This window comes from Campylobacter concisus (genome assembly GCF_002165815.1).
In the GTDB taxonomy this organism is placed as follows: Bacteria; Campylobacterota; Campylobacteria; order Campylobacterales; family Campylobacteraceae; genus Campylobacter_A; species Campylobacter_A concisus_BH.
In genome coordinates this window covers 147,445-165,843 of record NZ_NDYN01000005.1, presented here as the reverse complement: position 1 = coordinate 165,843, position 18,399 = coordinate 147,445, and the positions used below count along the sequence as shown (strand labels likewise).

Annotated in this window: 19 protein-coding genes; 7 read left to right on the top strand and 12 right to left on the bottom strand. The window is 40.3% G+C overall.

Annotated features, from left to right (window positions below):
- Positions 1-7: 7 nt before the first annotated feature.
- Genes purS through B9N65_RS05835 form a run of 4 tightly spaced genes read left to right on the top strand, consistent with a single transcriptional unit; the run spans position 8 to position 2,862 of the window.
- On the top strand, positions 8-244 hold the full coding sequence (gene purS / locus B9N65_RS05850) for a phosphoribosylformylglycinamidine synthase subunit PurS (RefSeq protein ID WP_009293857.1): 237 nt from the start codon (positions 8-10) through the stop codon (positions 242-244).
- A complete protein-coding gene (purQ, locus tag B9N65_RS05845) occupies positions 241-906 on the top strand; it encodes a phosphoribosylformylglycinamidine synthase I (protein ID WP_087583176.1) in 666 nt (221 codons plus the stop codon). The genes purS and purQ overlap by 4 nt, the downstream gene beginning before the upstream one ends.
- On the top strand, positions 900-2,207 hold the full coding sequence (locus tag B9N65_RS05840; RefSeq protein ID WP_087583175.1) for an SH3 domain-containing protein: 1,308 nt from the start codon (positions 900-902) through the stop codon (positions 2,205-2,207). Before purQ ends, B9N65_RS05840 begins: the two co-directional genes overlap by 7 nt.
- A complete protein-coding gene (locus tag B9N65_RS05835; protein ID WP_009293860.1) occupies positions 2,194-2,862 on the top strand; it encodes a lysophospholipid acyltransferase family protein in 669 nt (222 codons plus the stop codon). The genes B9N65_RS05840 and B9N65_RS05835 overlap by 14 nt, the downstream gene beginning before the upstream one ends.
- A gap of 481 nt (positions 2,863-3,343) precedes the next feature.
- On the opposite strand, the gene lpxD is transcribed toward B9N65_RS05835, so the two are convergent.
- The 12 genes from lpxD to B9N65_RS05775 all read right to left on the bottom strand — a co-directional run bounded on the left by lpxD (position 3,344) and on the right by B9N65_RS05775 (position 16,051).
- Positions 3,344-4,297, bottom strand: coding sequence for a UDP-3-O-(3-hydroxymyristoyl)glucosamine N-acyltransferase (gene lpxD, locus B9N65_RS05830; protein ID WP_087583174.1), 954 nt, complete (start codon positions 4,295-4,297; stop codon positions 3,344-3,346).
- Positions 4,297-4,758 carry an acetolactate synthase small subunit gene (ilvN, locus tag B9N65_RS05825; protein ID WP_223227413.1) on the bottom strand — a complete coding sequence of 154 codons (462 nt, stop codon included), beginning with the start codon at positions 4,756-4,758 and terminating at the stop codon, positions 4,297-4,299. Before ilvN ends, lpxD begins: the two co-directional genes overlap by 1 nt.
- Positions 4,759-4,760: 2 nt before the next feature.
- Entirely contained in the window at positions 4,761-6,455 is a 1,695-nt protein-coding gene (locus tag B9N65_RS05820) for an acetolactate synthase large subunit (RefSeq protein WP_257640035.1), read from the bottom strand.
- A gap of 451 nt (positions 6,456-6,906) precedes the next feature.
- On the bottom strand, positions 6,907-7,914 hold the full coding sequence (gene mnmH, locus B9N65_RS05815) for a tRNA 2-selenouridine(34) synthase MnmH (protein ID WP_087583172.1): 1,008 nt from the start codon (positions 7,912-7,914) through the stop codon (positions 6,907-6,909).
- Complete coding sequence (locus tag B9N65_RS05810) at positions 7,901-8,386, bottom strand: HIT family protein (protein WP_002942290.1); 486 nt, start codon at positions 8,384-8,386, stop codon at positions 7,901-7,903. The genes mnmH and B9N65_RS05810 overlap by 14 nt, the downstream gene beginning before the upstream one ends.
- Positions 8,386-9,171: an indole-3-glycerol phosphate synthase TrpC gene (gene trpC / locus B9N65_RS05805; RefSeq protein WP_087583171.1), complete on the bottom strand. Its 786-nt coding sequence runs from the start codon at positions 9,169-9,171 to the stop codon at positions 8,386-8,388. Before trpC ends, B9N65_RS05810 begins: the two co-directional genes overlap by 1 nt.
- Positions 9,168-10,430: a tetratricopeptide repeat protein gene (locus tag B9N65_RS05800; RefSeq protein WP_087583170.1), complete on the bottom strand. Its 1,263-nt coding sequence runs from the start codon at positions 10,428-10,430 to the stop codon at positions 9,168-9,170. Before B9N65_RS05800 ends, trpC begins: the two co-directional genes overlap by 4 nt.
- On the bottom strand, positions 10,409-10,774 hold the full coding sequence (locus tag B9N65_RS05795; protein ID WP_087583169.1) for a YkgJ family cysteine cluster protein: 366 nt from the start codon (positions 10,772-10,774) through the stop codon (positions 10,409-10,411). Before B9N65_RS05795 ends, B9N65_RS05800 begins: the two co-directional genes overlap by 22 nt.
- On the bottom strand, positions 10,771-11,478 hold the full coding sequence (locus B9N65_RS05790) for a tRNA1(Val) (adenine(37)-N6)-methyltransferase (protein ID WP_087583168.1): 708 nt from the start codon (positions 11,476-11,478) through the stop codon (positions 10,771-10,773). Before B9N65_RS05790 ends, B9N65_RS05795 begins: the two co-directional genes overlap by 4 nt.
- A complete protein-coding gene (locus B9N65_RS05785; protein ID WP_087583167.1) occupies positions 11,475-13,727 on the bottom strand; it encodes a vesicular transport factor Uso1p in 2,253 nt (750 codons plus the stop codon). Before B9N65_RS05785 ends, B9N65_RS05790 begins: the two co-directional genes overlap by 4 nt.
- On the bottom strand, positions 13,724-14,686 hold the full coding sequence (locus B9N65_RS05780) for an NAD(P)/FAD-dependent oxidoreductase (protein ID WP_087583166.1): 963 nt from the start codon (positions 14,684-14,686) through the stop codon (positions 13,724-13,726). Before B9N65_RS05780 ends, B9N65_RS05785 begins: the two co-directional genes overlap by 4 nt.
- A 24-nt stretch (positions 14,687-14,710) precedes the next feature.
- Positions 14,711-16,051 carry a class II 3-deoxy-7-phosphoheptulonate synthase gene (locus tag B9N65_RS05775; protein ID WP_002942313.1) on the bottom strand — a complete coding sequence of 447 codons (1,341 nt, stop codon included), beginning with the start codon at positions 16,049-16,051 and terminating at the stop codon, positions 14,711-14,713.
- Positions 16,052-16,194: 143 nt separating this feature from the next.
- Between B9N65_RS05775 and rarD (B9N65_RS05770) the strand changes: the two genes are divergently transcribed.
- Genes rarD (B9N65_RS05770) through B9N65_RS05760 form a run of 3 tightly spaced genes read left to right on the top strand, consistent with a single transcriptional unit; the run spans position 16,195 to position 18,398 of the window.
- Entirely contained in the window at positions 16,195-17,082 is an 888-nt protein-coding gene (gene rarD / locus B9N65_RS05770; RefSeq protein WP_087583165.1) for an EamA family transporter RarD, read from the top strand.
- The gene (rarD, locus tag B9N65_RS05765; protein ID WP_087583164.1) at positions 17,066-17,953 is read left to right on the top strand and encodes an EamA family transporter RarD; all 888 of its coding nucleotides are present in this window, start codon (positions 17,066-17,068) and stop codon (positions 17,951-17,953) included. The genes rarD (B9N65_RS05770) and rarD (B9N65_RS05765) overlap by 17 nt, the downstream gene beginning before the upstream one ends.
- A complete protein-coding gene (locus tag B9N65_RS05760) occupies positions 17,946-18,398 on the top strand; it encodes an aryl-sulfate sulfotransferase (protein ID WP_087583163.1) in 453 nt (150 codons plus the stop codon). Before rarD (B9N65_RS05765) ends, B9N65_RS05760 begins: the two co-directional genes overlap by 8 nt.
- Position 18,399 lies beyond the last annotated feature (1 nt).

Sequence of the window (18,399 nt, the reverse complement as noted above, 5' to 3'; positions counted from 1 at the left end):
GACAAAGATGAAAGCTGTTGTAAATATAGCATTAAGAAGTGGGGTCCTTGACCCTGCTGGTAAGGCGGTGGAGCACGCGCTAAATTCACTTGGATTTAGCGGTGTTTCAAATGTCAGAATAGGCAAACAAATCGTTTTAGATATCGACGAGAGCGATAAAAACAAAGCAAAAGAGCAGCTAAAAGTTATGTGTGAAGAGCTTCTAGCAAACACCGTCATCGAAGACTACGAGATCGTGCTATGAAAGTAGCCATCATACTTTTTCCTGGCACAAACTGCGAAGAAGACACAGCTCACGCTTTTAAACTACTTGGATGCCAAACACAAATCATCTGGCACAAAGAAGATAAGATCGATGCTGATCTAGTCGTTTTACCTGGTGGTTTTAGCTATGGCGACTATCTAAGGACGGCTGCGATAGCTAAATTTAGCCCAGCGATGCAGGCTGTAAAAGAGCATGCGAAAAAAGGCGGCTACATATTGGGAATTTGCAATGGCTTTCAGATGCTTCTTGAGCTTGGACTTTTAAAAGGTGCGATGAGAAGAAATGAAAATTTAAATTTCGTCTCAAAATACCACCACCTAAAAGTGATCTCAAATAACAATAAATTCCTAGCAAATTTAGCCAAAGAAGAAGTGGTAAATATACCTATCGCTCACGGCGAGGGCAACTACTATACTGATGAAGATACGCTAAAAAGCCTATATGATAACGAGCAAGTCCTGCTAAAATACTGCGACAGCCACGGCAATGAGATAAATCCAAATGGCTCAGTTGATAGCATAGCTGGGATTTGCGATGAGAGTAAAAGGATCTTTGGTCTTATGCCTCACCCAGAGCGCGCTTGCGAGAAAATTTTAGGCACAGATGATGGCATGAAGATGTTAAAAGGGCTAGTTTGGTAAAACGAACACTTTTTATCGCCCTACTCGCGCTAAATTTATTTGCCGCAAACACTGATGAAGTCAGCGTTTTTGACATGATGGATGAGGCAAGAGAGGATAAATTTGTAAATAGCCCAAGTTCAAAGCCACAAACAAAGACTCCAAGCGAAGAAGAAATATCAAGAAAGCTCGTCTCTCCACGCTCTATCGCCCCACAGCCAGAGCGTATCACTCCAGAGCAGATGCGAAATATCGTACCGACAAACGAACCAGACATCAGTGTCCCTGATAATCAAGTCTATGACAAGATCAAAATAAAAGACCTCCTTTTAAAAGCTACAAATATCCCTAAAAATGTCGTAGTAGGAGAAATTTTTAGCGTTGAGATCTTAGCTGATACGCAAAGCGACCTTGAGTTTGAGTTTGAGACACAGCTTGATGAGACAAATATCAAATGGCTAAATAAGAAGAATTTTCAATGGGTAAAAGGTGAAGAAAACAAATACATCGGCACTTTCTACCTTGAAGCAACGAGCATTGATGCAAAGACTTTACGAGTTAGCTTGGATCTAAAAAGAAATGGCGAGAACTATCAAAACTCAAACATAAATATTTTTTTACCAAAGCTAAAAGAGCTTAGAAGTGACGAGAACTACAACCACATCGTCGCTGACAACCTTGAGGTAAAGAAATTTAAAACGACTAAATTTGATGATATAAACAACATCATGGTCGTTGAAATTTACGGCAACAATGTCGATCTAAGCGCATTTAATATCGAAAATAAAACGATCCTAAAGCAAGGTGTAGATACGATAAACGGCGACTTTAACTCACAAAGTGCATATTATTTTGCAGTGTTCAAGCCAAACAAAAAGACACTTGACTTTAACTACTACAACCTAAAAAAAGCCAAATTTGAGAGCTTTTCACTGCCTGTGAGCGTCGAAGAGGACGAGGTTAGCACGCAAATCGGTCTAAATCCAAAACAAAGCGAATTTAGCACTTACAAAGATATCACGATCTACTCTTTGGTCGCTATCTTTATCTTGCTAGCGATATGGCGAAGAAAGCTAAGCTACTTCTTTGTGGCAGCTGTTTTTATCGCACTAGGGATTTACACTTACAATCCTTTTGGCAAAGCAGTGCTTAAGCCAGATGTAAGCGTCACTATCTTGCCAACTAAAAATTCAACCGTTTTTTATACATCTCGTAAAAACGAAAATGTTGAAATTTTAGACACAAAAGATGACTACTCAAAAATTTTATTCGCAGACGGCAAAATCGGCTGGGTAAGAAAGGGTGATCTTGTCAAAAATTAGAGCTTTTTTCTTTTCTATTGAATTTGTGATAAGTGTCGTTATTGTCGTATTTTTTATGTGGCTCTTTAACTCTAAAAATAGAGCCATAAGAAAATTTTGGGGCAGATCGCAGAGATTTTTTGGCGGATATAAGCTAGAAGTCATCGGTAAATTTAGCGACGAAGCAAATATCTTGCTGATAAATCACCAAAGCATGCTTGACATCATCGTGCTTGAAGAGATCCATCCTAAAAATATCTGCTGGATCGCAAAGGCGCAGATAGGCAAGATCCCGATCATCGGTAAAATTTTGAGCCTCCCAAAGATGATAGCTGTCGAGCGAGAAAACAAGCACTCGCTAATAAAGCTTTTAAGCGAAGCAAAAGATAGAGTAGAAAATGGCCGTGTTTTAGCGATATTTCCAGAAGGCACAAGGTCTCAAACTAAAGAGCTCTTGCCATTTAAAGGTGGCGCAAAGCTGCTAGTTGAAAAGCTAAATTTAAAGGTTCAGCCTATCGTAATCGTCGGAAGCGATGCGATGAAAGTGAAAGAATTTAGCTTTAAAAAAGCTGACATCAAGCTCTTTTGCCTTGATCTAGTCGATACCTCAAAACAAAACTGGCTAGAGGCGACTAGGGAGAGTATGCAAAAAGTTCTAGACGAAAATAGAAAATAAATTTAACTTTGTAAATTTCTTTTATAAAATTCACATTTTATGTAACCACCATAAAGAGTTAAAATTAATAGGCAATAAAGTAAATGTTGGTGTGATATTACCTTATAAATTTAGGCAAATCATATTAGTAAAAAGAATTTTATCCACCAGCGTTTTGCTAATATCTTTTAGAAGTTTTTATATATCAAAGTACGTATCCAAATTTGCTTTTTACCGCCACGAGCAAACAATCTGTAGTAGATGGACTGCTCTCTACATCATTAAGCACAAAAATGACTACATCTTATAACACTTTGCTCATATTAGTTCAGCCATTTTATTATTAGCGTTAAAATTTATTTAAGCCTAATGCTTAAATTAGATCTCTTGCTGGCTATTTTTATTAGCCATAAACGTGGTTTGTGATTGCAGTAAAATAAAATAATAGAAAAATTTAAATTATATAGATATGACAAATATTTGGCGGAGAGCTCCGCCAAATTTAGTTTTTCTTAAAAAATCTCAATATCTTTGCTTGTAGTTTAAACTGCTCTGAAAGCTCCATTATCGGATAAGCTCCAGCGTATTTTTTGCCGCCAGGTAGGTCTTTGCTAACGCCGCCGCGTGCAGCTATCTGAGCAAAGTCGCCCACTTTTACATGTCCAGCCGAGCCACTTTGTCCGCCCATGACGACGTTTCTGCCTAGCACTGTTGAGCCAGCAAGTCCAGTTTGTGAGACGATGAGGCAGCCATTTCCAAGCTCGCAGTTGTGGCCTATTTGAACGAGATTGTCTATCTTTGTGTAGTTTGCGATCATCGTGCTCTCAAAAACGCCACGATCTATCGTCGTGCAAGCGCCGATCTCGACAAAATCACCCAAAACAACGTTGCCATTGTGATAAATTTTCACATGCTCGCCAGTTTTTGTATGCGCATAGCCAAAGCCGTCGCTGCCTATAACGCAGTTTGCTAGCAGGTGGCACTCATTGCCGATGACGCAGTCATTATAGATGACGACGTTTGGATGGATGATGCAGTTTTTACCGATAGTTACGTTATCGCCCAAAAACGCCCCAGCCATCACTATCGTATTTTCGCCCACGCTCACGTTTGAGCCTATATAGACATTTGGCATTATAGTGGCGCTCTGGGCGATATTTGATGGTTTTGGCTCGCAAAAAAGCGGCTTAGCGTAAATTTTACTAAGGATGGCAAATGCAAGGTGCGGGTTGTCGCACACAAGCGCTACCATGCCAGCTGGTACTAAGTCTAAAAGCGATTTTGTCACCAAGATAGCTCCAGCGTTTGAAGTGCTTATAAATTTAGCATTTTTCTCGCCATCGCAGTATGTTAGCTCAGCTTTATTTGCATTTTTTAAAGAATTTAGAGCAAAAATTTCAAGATCTTCTCCGCTAAAAGTAGCATCTACTTTTAAGGCTATTTCACTTAGTTTCATCATATATCCATTATCACAGATCCGCCGCGCACGACATCAACTGGGTTAAATTTCTTTATCGATTTTAAAAAGCTCTCTACCCTACTCGCATCATCAGCCACCATGACGACGATGTAGTTTTCGTTTGTATTTGTGACGATGCCATTGTATGTCTTTAGTATCGCCTCAAGGCCGGCGAAATTTTCGCCAAGTGGGATTTTCACAAGCGCCATCTCTTTTTCGACAAATTCGCCACTTTCTATGACTTTATATGTCGGGATGAGCTTGTGAAGCTGCTTTACGATCTGCTCTAAAACTCTCTCATCGCCGCTTGTGACGATGCTTAGCCTTGAGAAGTTGCTCTCAGGTATCGGAGCGACTGTTAGCGTGTCGATGTTGTAGCCCCTGCCCGCAAAAAGTCCAGAAATCCTAGCCAAAACGCCATGTTCATTTAAAACTATAACCGAAATCGTTCTTCTGATACTCATTTTTCTTCCTTGCTCTTTAATATCATATTATAAATCGCAGCCCCTGCTGGAACCATAGGAAGCACGTCCTCAAAGCGGTCGATCCTCACGTCAATAAGTGCTGATTTTTTACTCTTGATCGCCTCTTTTAAAGCCTTTTTAAACTCATCTTTGCTCTTGCAAACAAAGCCAACGCCGCCAAATCCCTCAGCGATCTTGACAAAATCAGGCTGCAAGCTAAGATCAGTCGATGAGTAGCGCTTTTCATAGAAAAATGTCTGCCACTGGCGCACCATGCCTAAGAAGTTGTTGTTTAAAATGATGTTTATGACAGGGACATTTGTCTCATAAGCCGTCATTAGCTCTTGGATATTCATAAGTATCGAGCCATCGCCTGTAAAATTTACAACCAAATGTTCAGGCTTAGCGCACTTTGCGCCGATCGCTGCAGGCAGGCCGTATCCCATCGTACCAAGGCCGCCACTTGTGACAAGCTGTCTTGGGCGGTTAAATGGATAAAACTGCGCCACCCACATCTGGTGCTGACCGACGTCAGTTGCGATGATAGCCTCAGGGCCAACTATCTTTGCGGTCTCTTCAACTACCCATTGAGGCTTTAAGACCTTGTCGCTATCTGTATAGCCAAGTGGATTTAGCTTTTGATATCTATCTAAAATTTCTCTCCAAGGCGCATAGTTTTTAGGCTCGCCTTTTACCTCTTCATAAAGCTCGCTTAGCACGTTTGTAAGGTCGCCAACTATCGGATAGTGAGCGTTTATGATCTTTGAGATAGAGCTTGGATCGATGTCGATGTGGATGATCTTAGCGTGTTTGGCAAACTCGTCAGTTTTGCCTGTGACCCTATCGCAAAATCTAGCGCCAAGCGAGATAAGAAGGTCGCACTCGCTAAGAGCCATATTTGAAGCGTAGCTGCCGTGCATGCCTGCCATGCCTAAATTTAGCTTATCTTTTGCATCAAGCACGCCAAGAGCCATAAGCGTCTCGACCGCTGGGATGCCAGTTTTTTTCATAAATTTACGTATGATATCGCTTGCATTTGATGCGACCGCACCACCACCGATGTAAAGAAGCGGTCTTTTTGCTTCATTTATCGCAGCTGCTGCTTTTTTTATCTGCTTAGAGTTGCCTTTGTAGGTCGGCTTGTAGCTTGGGATAGAAATTTCTTTTGGATAGACAAAGTCGCCAAGCCTTGAAGTGACGTTTTTTGGGATATCGATATGAACTGGTCCTGGGCGGCCTGATCTTGCGATGTAAAAGGCCTCTTTTATGATGCGAGGCAGCTCCTCGACGCTATTTACTAAAAAGTTGTGCTTGACACATGGACGTGAAATGCCGACTGCATCGATCTCTTGAAAGGCATCTGTGCCTATCATAAATGTCGGCACCTGACCGCTTATAAGCACAACTGGGATGCTGTCGCTATAAGCTGTGGCAAGACCAGTGACCGCGTTTGTAAAGCCAGGACCGCTTGTCACAAAAGCCACGCCCACTTTGCCGCTAACCCTAGCGTATCCGTCTGCTGCGTGAACGGCAGCTTGCTCGTGGCGAACCAAGACATGCTTAAAATAAGTTTGTTTATATGTCTCGTCGTAGATATTTAAAGCTGCACCGCCAGGATAGCCAAAAACTATCTCAACGCCCTCTTCGTGCAAGGCTTCGCTTATCATCTGTGAACCAGAAATTTGTTTTATCATCACTTTAGCCTTTTGATAAATTTATCGCAAATTATATCCCAAAGCATTTTAAATCCATTTTAACTTTTTAGCGAAATTTGGGCGTTATCTTAAATTTTTTGAAAAAAATTTGAGTTAAAAAAGTGAGAAATACAAAATATTTTACATATATTTATGCATATTATTTTTAGTATTTTTGATAAATTTGGCAAATTTGGAGCAAAATTTAAAAAGCGGAGGGGCGACAGCCAACCAAGCCAACCAAGCCAACCAAGCCAACCAAGCCAACCAAGCCAACCAAGAAAATTTATCTAGAAATTTTCGCAAAATGGTAAGAAATTTTATGTAAAAGTATAAAAACAGCCTTAAAGTAAGTTTTTTTAAGCGCAAAAAAACGATCTATTTTAAATTTAAAAACAAATTTAAATTTTACAGACGAAATTTACCCCAAACAAAGCGCCAAAAGGATTTAAAATTTAGCCTCATCTCTTATCAAATTTAGTTTTTTTACAGCCTCTTCAAAGTCGTCAGAGCTTACAAAAACATCGATATTTTCATTTTTTTTATAGACCTTGTCGTAGTATTTTGTGAGTAAAATTTCAGCCACTTTGGCGATGTCATTTTTGTTAAATTTAGCCACCGCCTCATCTCTAGCCTCTTTGTCGATAAAGGGCGAAATTTTCTTTATGCACTCATCAAAAAAGGCTTTATCCACGCTTTTATAATCGCTTGTGATGCATGAAATTCTATTTTTCAAGCTCGCACTAACCTCAACACAGATGCCACAACGCATCGCCTCATAAAGGCTTTTAGGGAGTGTTAGCGAGCCGATCCTTCTGCTCTCACCCTCGATAAAGCAAATTTGATCTTTTAGCGTGATGAGCTTTTCAAAGAGCGCGTCTTCAAAGCTTTTTTGGCTAGGCTGTGCGCCATTTATCGCGCCAAAGACTGAGCCTAGGTGATTTGCCATCGCTTCAAGGTCGATTGACGGCGAGAGTGCCCTTATCAGCTTACTTTTATAGCAGCCAGTGTTGCCAAAAAGAGTGATAAATTTCGTGCTTAAAGGACGCTCTAAAAACTCCAAAACGTGATTTCTATAAGCCTTGTAGCCGCCATTTAGTCTGTAAATTCTATATCCGATCATGCTTAGCACATAGGCAACCGAGCTTGATCTAAGTCCGCCCTTTGCGCAGTAGATGCCAACCGCTGAGCCAACCTTGGCTCTTTTATAGACCTCATCGATGATGTTTTGTAAATTTTTGCAGATATATTTTGCTCCAAGGCTCTTGGCTAGGGCCCTGTCACTTTTGTAGATCGTGCCTACCTCTTTGTGCTCAGCGTCATCAAGTGCGTATAAATTTAGAGCATCTTTTATGTGCGAGTAGACATACTCATGCGGTGATCTAGCGTCTATCAGGACTTCAAACTCGCCTCTTTTTTCAAGCCACTGCTCGATATCAAGCTCAAATAACGCCACTAAAAGCCTTTTTTAGCTTTTGATAAAGCGGATGAAACGGCGTGCCATTTACCCTCACATCGGCGATCGTTGTGATGAAATTTGTATCCCCGCTCCACCTTGGTACAAGGTGATAATGCACGTGCTCAGCTATGCCAGCGCCTGCTGCCTTGCCTAAATTCATACCGATATTTACGCCTTGCGCGTGAAGCTCGCGCTTTAAAATTTCAACCCCAAGCCTTACAAATTTACTCATCTCAAACCAAGTCTGCTCGTCAAGCTCCTCGATCTTGTCGGTGTGGTGGTTTGGTATGATCATAAAATGACCTGGCGAATATGGGTATAAATTCATGATCCCAAAGCAGTGCTTAGCACGAAAAAGCACGCCATTTTTTTCGTCGTCTTCTTTTGAGTTTATCACCTCGCAAAAGACGCAACTATCTTTTTTTGCGCTGAAATACTCGCTTCTCCAAGGGGCACAAAGGTGCTGCATCACTCGCCCTCCTTTATCTTTTTAACGGCATTTTTTATATCATCTTGCCTCATGAAATGCTCTCCTATCAAGAAAGCATCGACTCCGATCTTGTTTAGCTCACAAAGCTGCTCATGCTCGTAAAGTCCGCTTTCAGCGACTATTATCTTGCCGTTTGGCAAAAGTGGCACGAGCTTCTCGCAAAGGCTCATATCCATAGTAAAATCATCTAAATTTCTATGATTTATCCCTATTATATTTGCTCCTGCAAAGACCGCCTTTTTCACATCGCTCGCGTCATGGGTCTCTACTAAGACCTCAAGCCCCAAGTGGTGCGCGTATTCAAGTAGCTCTTTTAGCTCGCCTTGAGTTAGCGCTTTGGCGATAAGCAGGATAAAGTCCGCCCCATAAACAAGAGCTTCTAAAATTTGATACTTATCAACGATAAAGTCTTTTCTAAGGATAGGCCTTGAGGCGTATCGGCGAACCTGCGTGATGTACTCGATGTCGCCCTTAAACCAGTGAGGCTCGGTTAGGATACTAAAGGCATTTGCGTATTGCTCGTACTCCTGAGCGATCTTGATCGGCTCGAAGTCCTCTCTTATCACGCCCTTGCTTGGGCTTGCTTTTTTTATCTCGGCTATGATCTTTATAGGCTCATCTTTGCTTGATCTAAGTGCTCCCAAAACATCTCTTGGCACGTATGGATTGTATGCGAGCGAGCGACCTAGCCACTCCTGAGGATAGTCAGCCTTGCGCTTTTTTAGATCCTCTTTTGTCTTTTTTATGATCTCATCAAGTATCATTTTTTAAGCCTTTTGTTTAAATTTATTATGCAGCGCTCGATTAGATGCAGGTGCTCTTTTGCCTCTTTTGAAGTCCTAAAATCAACATCTTTCATCGCGTGAATCATTATGCCCTTTGCCTTTTTACACTCGCCAAGCTTGAAGTACCCCCAAGCTAGCGAGTCCTCGTAGTAAGGCGAATCTGGCGAGATCTCAAGTGCTTTTTGCACCATCTCCACGCCCTTTCTAGGGTCTATCTCATGATCAATTAGCAAATAGCCGTAGTAGTTAAAAAACATATCATTATTAAGCTTTGGCACGCTAACTTCAAATTTATCTAAGATATCAGCGATCTTTTTTTCATCCAGACTATCTTTATTCATCTCATACTCGTAGATGGCGGCCTTTGCTAAGAAATTTAGATCCCTGCTATCGTTATAAATTTTAACCGCCAAAACGTATGCATCGCCAAAATTTCCAGTCGCAGCGTAAAGATCCATAAGCGTGGCATCGTTGTAGCCATATTTTTTCAAAATTTCAATAGCCGCTTTGTAATTTTTATCATAGATAAAATACTGCACGATCTTATCAAGATAAGTGGTATCGTGAGTGATGTCGTAGATCTCTTCAAAAAGCTCGATCACCTTTGGGAAATTTCTTTGCTGAGAGTAAATTTCAGCTAAAAGCTCGCATGTTTTTTGAGTGCAGCCCTGCTCCTCGCGGAATTTCTCAAGATATTTTGTCGCATCTTTTACATTATCCATGCGGTTTAAAAGGATATCAACGATGCGGAGTAAATTCTCCTCTTCAGGCTTTAGCAAGTATGCCTCTTCGAAGTATTTTAGTGCCGTTACAGTATCATTTTGCATCATGCAAATTGTGCCAAGCATGAGCAAATTTTGAGCGTTTGGCTCTTTTGTAGCAAGCTCTTGCATCAGCTCTTTTGCCTCGTTTAGCTTAGAGAGATTGACCAAATTTGCCACTTTGATCCTGATAAAGTCGCTATCGTCTTTTAAGCCCTTCTCGCCCTCAGCCATGAGGCTATCTAAATTTTCATTTTTTGTAGCAAAGGCTAGCTTGATCGCCTCTTTTAGATAGGTCTTTTGATTTGTCTCTTTAAAAAGCCCAAGATAGGTCTGGATGCTAGCATTTACATCGCCACTATCTTGCGAGATGAGAGCTTGCATTAGGCGTAAATTTACACTTTTGTTATCATCTGCAAGCAGATGCGTGCTAAAAAATACGCTTATAAAAATTATTAAAATTTTACGCCAATGCATTCTGCTCTTAGCTCCTTTAAATTTTTTTTAAAATAATCCCAAAACGGAAATGTCCTGCACTGTCTAGGTCTTAGCTCATAAACCGAGCAGTTTTTATTTTTCTCATCAAAAAATATGCAAGCAAAACCGTCATCATAAGGCTTTTCTTTTATGCTTCGCCTAAGCCCGACACGTATTAAAAATTTGCTCTCAAACTCATCTTTTGAGATATCAAAAGCGGCACAAAATTTTAAAATTTCACCATCATCTATCCAGATGTAGCCACTCTCGCCAGTGCAGCATTTGCCTCCGCAACTTTCGCAAAAGCTAGGATCAAACTCATAGCTAAAACCATCAGCCCTCACGCTATCTCCTTGTAAGAGACGCTGTTTGTATCAGCTTTTTTAAAGATCTCGCTTGCCTCTTTCGTGTGCGAGCCATCCTCGCTCATTACAAGAGGCGGCAGGACTTTTAGCTTTGAGTTTGAGTTGTTTCGCACTTCAAGCAAAGCCAAATTTGCTGGCTTATCCTTTTTGGTATAGACAAATTTTAAGCTCACCAAATTTAGCTTATACTCTTTTAAACAAGCCACTATCTCGCTAAGATCATCTGGCGCATAGCAAAAAAATGCCCTTTTATGTGGCTTTAAATTTACGCTTATGCCTCTTATAAAATCCTTTAAACTTAGTGAGCTTGCGTATCTGCTAACTTTTATGTGTTCATTTTGGCTTTTTGTAACACCGTCATGATAAAAGGGCGGATTTGAGATGATTAGATCAAATTTCTCACTATCTTTAAAATTTGCAAAATCAACCGTTATGGCTCTAGCCTCTAGGCAGTTGCTCTTTGCGTTAAAGCTAGAAATTTCGCTATTTAGCTCCAAAAGATCAAGCATACTTAGATCTATCTTTTTAAAGTCACGCTTAAGCAAAAGTCCAAGTATCCCGCACCCTGCTCCAACGTCCAAAACCCTACCAGAAATTTCGCCTACGACCGAGCAAATAAAATCATAAAGAACGAGCGTATCGCTGTTGTAGCGATAGCCATTTTCAAGCTGGGCTAAGATCATCTATAAACCTTGATGATAAAGCCGCGCGTCACATCTTTTACGATCACTTCAGAGCTAAAGCTGATCCTTGCAAAGTCGCCAAATTCCTCTTTTATAAGCTCAGCAGCTGCCTTTGCACGCTCTTTGCCAACGCCGTAATTTACGTAGTTATTTAGCTTGCCGAGGTCATCTTTTTTGATATTTTGAGCGACATTTGATGGGATGACAAAATTTTTCTTATCCACGATCGGGATGATCTCATACATGTAGTTTGAGTTAAATCTCTGCAAAAACTCGCTCACTCTGTTTTTGCACATTATGCTGACCTTGTCTTTTGCGTCCATGTCGTCACACTCGATGCTAGAGATGAGGACGAGCTTTGTTGGGGTCTCAGGCTTTGTCGTAGCTTGCAAGATATTTTTTAAATTTACATTTTCGTTTTCAAGCTCGTCTTGCCTGTTTAAATTTTGCTCTATATCTTTTTGAAGCTCGATGATCTGGGCATTTACGGCTCCGCCTTTATGACCGCTCGAGCTTAGCTCGCTTATCTTTGAGTTTAGCCGCTCGATCGTCTTGTTGCTCTCGTTTAGCTTTTGCTTTGCATTTTCTAGTTCATTTTGCAAGCTTAGTAAATTTTTGCCGCCACTTTTGTTGTTGTCGGTTAAAAAGGTTGAGGTATCAACTATCTTTTTTTGTAGCATATTTATCTGCTGGCGCAAAATTTCATAGTTTTGCATATCGATCTTTAGCGTTCTTTTTTGAGTTTCTAACTCGTTTTGCTTGGCGAGGAGCATCTGGCTTGTCTTTGTGACATTTTCTTCAAGCTCTTTTATCTTCGCATCTTTTAGATCAAGCTTTGCGCTTAAATTCTTTAGCTCACCCTCGTTTGAGCCAAGTTTCTGTGACTGCAAAGAGATAGTTTGGTTTTGATCAAATAGCGTTTTTATAAATTTAGTTGTCTTTGTATCAAGTGCTTTTAGCTCTTCTTGGCTCTTTTTAAAGCTCTCTTCGCTTAAACTTAGCTTTTTGCTTAGCTCATTTAGAGTTGAGTTTGCGTCTAAATTTTGCTTTTCAAGCTTTTTATTTAGAGCATTTGCCCTCTCAAGCTCTTTTTTAAGCGAGCTTATATTTTCATTTGCAAGTTTGTTCTCTTGCTCGCTTTTTAAACTCTTTTGCTTTAGATCATCAAAGCTTTTATGAAGTGCCGCAAGCGAGGCATTTAGCTCTAAATTTTTGCCATTATAGCTTTGCGCCATTAGATCCTTTGAGTTTAGGTTTTTCTTGATCTCTTCAAGCTCGTAAATTCTATCTTTTAGTGCAGTCTTGTTTGACTCAAGAGCCTCCTGCAGATCGATTATCTTATTTGCCTTTTTAGAAAGCTCATCCTCCATAACGCTCTTTTGCGTCTCAAAGCCGTCATTTAGCGCATTTATCTCTTTTTCGTAGCTAAATTTTTGAGTATTAGCGTCATTTTTAACTCGCTCGATCTCCTCTTTTAAAAGCAAAATTTCTTTTTTCTCGCCTCTATCTTTTTCACTTTGAGCTTTTTCATACTCTTTTATAAGAGCTTCTTTTTGCGCAAGCGTCGCATTTAGCTCGTTATTTTGCTCTTTTAAAGCGGTGTAGTTTGCCTCAAAACTCTCTTTAAATTTATTAAAGCTGGCCTTGGCATCTTTAAGTTTGCTCTCATCGCCATTTCTAGCGTCATTTATCGCATTTTCAAGGTCGATTATCTTTTTCTCATAAGCCTTTGAGCTCTCTATCATATCAGCTTGCGCTTCATTTAGGCGCTTTGTCAAAGCTTGGATATTTTCAAAGTGTTGCGCCTCAAGCTCGCCAAGAGCCTTTTGATTTTTTTCAACTATCTCGTTTTTTTCATTTTCGACATTTCTTTTCATCTCTGAAATTTTGCTTATGAAGTCTAAATTTTTCTCGCTCATATCGACATTATCAGCGGCCAAAATTTCATTTTTTTTGCTTAACTCGCGCACTTGCTCTTGAAGCTCTTTTACATTGTCTGATAAATTTAGATCCTTATCATCAACAAAATTTTGCATGTAGCTCTTTGGCGTGATGTAGCCGCCGTACTCGTAAAGATCGTCTTTGCTTACATATCTTTGCTTCTCTTCTTCAGGGAGATCATCAAAATTTATAGAGTAAATCGTTTGATTAGTATCTTTTGGCGTCTCGTCCTCTTTTTGAAATTTCAAAAACGAGAGAGAAAAGCCAGCTATCAGACAAACAATAGCTAGTGCGATTTTATTTATCAAGCTTGTGCCTTGCCTTTTAAGATGTCTTTGATGACGCTATGAGCGTGATTTAGTCCGACTACTATCGAGCCGCCATTTTTTAAAACGATGTCGCCTCCCACATATAGTCCTGGCACACTGCTTTGGTAATTGCTATCAACTATCGGAGTGCCTTTCTCATCAGTTTTTATCTGGCATTTTTGTAAAAAATCAACCGGACTTGAGCCACCGATCGCATAAACAACCCTGTCATAGACACGGATCTTGCCATTTTCATAATGCACTCTTACCTTGCCTGATTCATTATCGATCTCGGTTATATCGTGATTTAGTCTTACTTTTATCTTATTGTGCTTCTCAAGCTCCCAAAGAGCGCTTGAATTTGTCTCATTCACACGGCTAAATTTATCTTTTCTGTAAGCGATCGTAGTTTTGTTATACTGACAAAGCTCGATAGCATACTCAACCGCAGAGTTGCCACCGCCCACAACTAGCACTTTTTCGCCGTTTGTGCAGTTATCAAGGTTAAAATTTACAACTGAATTTAGTGATGGCGGGATCTTATAGTCAGGTTTGTTTGGTCGTCCCATTTTGCCGATAGAGACCATCACGTTTTTGGCTTCATAGACAGCTTTTGAGGTAGTTACTTTAAAAATTTCTCCCTCTTTTTTTACGCTTTCGACCTCAGAGTTAAAAAACGCCTCGATATTCTCAGAGTCAAGTAGCTTGTCAAAATAATCAAGTGTGCTCTCTTTTGTGCCATCTTCAAACGAAACCAGCCCATGTATCGTGCTATCTTGACCTTTATACTCCTTATCAACGCGTTTATTGTCTTTATAAAATTTTCTGATCGTTTGGCTGTGGTTGTCGCCTTTTTCAAGGAGCAAAACATTACTTAAGCCATTTCTTTTAGCCTCTACTACGCTAGCTATGCCACAAGGTCCGCCGCCAACTACTATTAGATCATAAATATTTGCCATATTTTTCTCCAAATTTTATAAATTTTAAGCTTTTTTAACTAGATCAGCCATCAAAAATGCAAGCTCTAAAGCCTGATCAGCATTTAGTCTTGGATCGCACTGCGTCTCATATCTCTCTTTTAGCGAGCTTTCGGTGATGTTTAGCGCGCCGCCGGTGCATTCTGTCACATCTTTGCCAGTCATCTCAAGATGCACGCCACCTGCTCTTGTGCCCTCAGCTTTATGAATTTCAAAAAAGCTTCTAACTTCGCTTAGAATTTTACTAAATTCACGAGTTTTGTAGTTATTTGAGGTCTTAACGGTGTTACCATGCATAGGATCGATGCTATAAACGATATTTAGCCCCTCGCGCTTTAGCTCTCTTAAAATTTTTGGTAAATTTTCACCGATCTTATCAGCGCCCATTCTGATTATCACATTTAGCCTGCCAGCTTCATTTTCTGGATTTAGCTTATTTGCAAGTGCGATGACATCTTCTGCCTTTGCACTTGGTCCGATCTTTACGCCGATAGGATTTTTCACGCCACTTAAAAAATGCACGTGAGCATCGTTTATACCGCGCGTTCTCTCGCCTATCCAAAGCATGTGAGCCGAGCAGTCATACCACTCGCCACTAAGACTATCAACCCTAGTTAGCGCCTCTTCATAAGGCAAAAGCAGTGCCTCGTGAGATGTATAGACTGCGGTTTGATTTATTGCTGGAGTATTTGCTGAAGTGATGCCGCAAGCTGCCATAAAAGATAGAGTTTTTGTTAGATCATCAGCTAGTTTTGCGTATTTCTCGCCTATCTCTGGCTTTTTAACAAAGCCTAAATTCCACTTATGCACCTGATGAAGGTCAGCCAAACCTCCTCTTGAAAAGGCTCTTAAGAGGTTCATCGTAGAAGCACTTTGATAGTAAGCCTCGATCATGCGTTTTGGATCAGGAACTCTTGCCTGCTCGTCAAATTCAAAGCCATTTATGATGTCACCTCTATAGCTTGGCAACTTAACGCCATTTACCTCTTCATAATCGCTACTTCTAGGCTTTGCAAACTGCCCTGCTACGCGACCTACTTTGACCACTGGACAGCCACCGCCAAAGGTTAAAACTATCGCCATTTGAAGTAAGACCTTAAACATATCTCTGATGTTGTTTGCGTTAAAATTTGTAAAGCTCTCAGCGCAGTCGCCACCTTGAAGCAAAAAGGCCTCGCCATTGCAAACTTTTGCAAGCTCATTTTTAAGACTTCTAGCCTCGCCAGCAAATACCAAAGGCGGAAGTGCTTTTAGTTTTTCTTCAGCCTCTTTTAGCTCTTTTAAATTTGGATAAGTTGGTTGTTGCAAGATATTAAATTCTCTCCAACTATCTCTGTTCCAAGTCATAAATTTTTCCTATCTTTTGCCTTAATTTAGTGCAGATTATATCACGCAAAACTTAAAAAATAAAAGCCATTAATGGGTTATTAAAGATATTTTACATACAATCGCTACTTTAAATTTACCCAGAAAAAGAGAAGATTTTTTTCATGATAAAAGGCATTTTTTATTCGCTTTTGGCATCAGTTTTATTTAACTGCATCTACTACATGTCAGTGCTCATGAACCCCATCAGCACGCAAGCTCTTATTGGATACCGCATGATCTTTGCCATGCCTTTTGTCATCGCCGCCATTTTTTTGTTAAAACAGCAGCGAAATTTCAAATTTTTACTTCTAAAAATAAAGCTAAAACCTAAAATTTTACTAGTTTTGCTTGTTACCTCGCTCATCGTCTCATTTCAGATGTGGCTCTATCTCTGGGCTCCAAGTAACGGCGCAGCGCTAAAAGTCTCGATAGGCTACCTCATCATGCCAATAGTCATGGTCCTTTTTGGACGGATATTTTTCAAAGAGCACCTCTCAAAAACAAAGTTAGCATCGATATTTTTCGCTGCCATTGGCGTCTTTAGCACAGCAGTCATTAGTGGTGGCATCTCGTGGGAGAGCGCTGTAGTTTTTTGCCTTTATCCAGTCTATTTTACCATTAGAAAGTACTACAACCTTGCAAATTTCTCAAGCTTTGTTATAGAGATAATTTTTATGTTTTTATTCTCATTTTATTTTGCGCTCACAGCCGATATGGACTACGTAATGAGCCAAAATCCAAACATCTACTATCTGCTCATCTTGCTTGGTGCTATCAGCGGCATAGCCCTCATCGCCCAGATCCTCTCAAGCACGCTCGTGCCGATAAATGTACTAGGTTTGCTTACATATTTTGAGCCTATAATGATGCTCTTTGTCTCATTTGCCATCGGCGAGAGACTGGAGAAAAGCTCATACTTTTTGATGATCTGCCTAGCCATCTCTGTCACGCTTTTGATGATAGATAGTATAAATTCTATAAAAGGCGACAAAAATACCAAGACTAAATGAGAGCCAAAAAGGCGTTATTCTCGCGCTTAGCGCCTTTTTTATGTGGGGGTTTTTGGCGGTTTATTTCAACCTATTTAGCAAAGATGTCGATGCTTATGAAATTTTAGCCCACAGGATCATCTGGTCATTTTTCTTGATGGCAGCAGTGCTTTGCATTAATGGCAAAATGGGCGAAATTTTTGCGCTTCTTAAAGATATCCGCTCGCTAAAGGCTCTATTTTTAAGTGGTATTTTTATCACCATAAACTGGGGCGTTTATGTCTATGCGGTGGGTAGTGGCAAAATTTTAGACACAAGTTTGGGCTATTTTATAAATCCCTTGATAAGCATGCTCCTTGGCGTCATCATCTTTAAAGAGCGCCTCAGCAAAGCTGGCGCCATAGCCGTTTGCATCGTCATCGCAGCTGTCTGCGTGCAAATTTATGCCAAAGGCGGTCTGCCACTTGTCTCTATCATCTTGCCACTTTCATTTGGATTTTACGCGATGGTTAGAAAGATGGCGAAGATTAGCGCATTTAATGGGCTTTTTATTGAAACATTTTTTATGTTTCCATTTGCACTTGGCTACGTTTTATGGCTGGTTTTTCACTCGCAAAGCCACTTTGGACTAAATAAAGACTCGCTTTTAATGATCGCTTCAAGCATCGTCACCATCGTGCCGCTTGTCGCTTTTAACGCAGCTACAACAAGGATAAATTTAACGACGATTGGCTACTTGCAATACATCTCGCCAACCATCGCGATCCTTTGTGCGGTCTTTATTTACGGCGAAATTTTAGACGGCTACAAAGTCGTCTCATTTTGCATGATCTGGCTGGCTTTAGCGATAATTAGCGTGGATAAATTTAGAAAAAGGAGTAAAAATGAATAGCGTAACGATTTATTTGCTGCTTGCGTTTTTTGCAGCACTTATTTTATATTTTCAGATACAAAAACTAACCAAAAAGCTTGACGATGAGGGGGCGGTACCTGCCTATCAAAAGGCTGCGCAAGAGGTTTTAGAAAATTTAAGCAACGCAGAGAAATACCCTAAATTTTGCAATGTCATCTTAAAAAAGATAAATGCTATAAGGCAAGACATACTCTTTGAAGATGCGCTAAATGAGGCTAGTGACAAGGACAAAGCGCTTGATCAGCTCGAGCAGACAAGAGATAAGCTAGAGGCACTTTTGAAGCAAGAAAATGCAAACTGGGAGAGCGAACTTGTTGAAATTTTAGACGAGATCGATGGCTTTGTAAAGGCAAATTTCAAAAACGGCGAAGATAGAGCAGAAGAGCTAAGGGACGAACTAAAAAAAGAATTTGATGGGTTGTGAG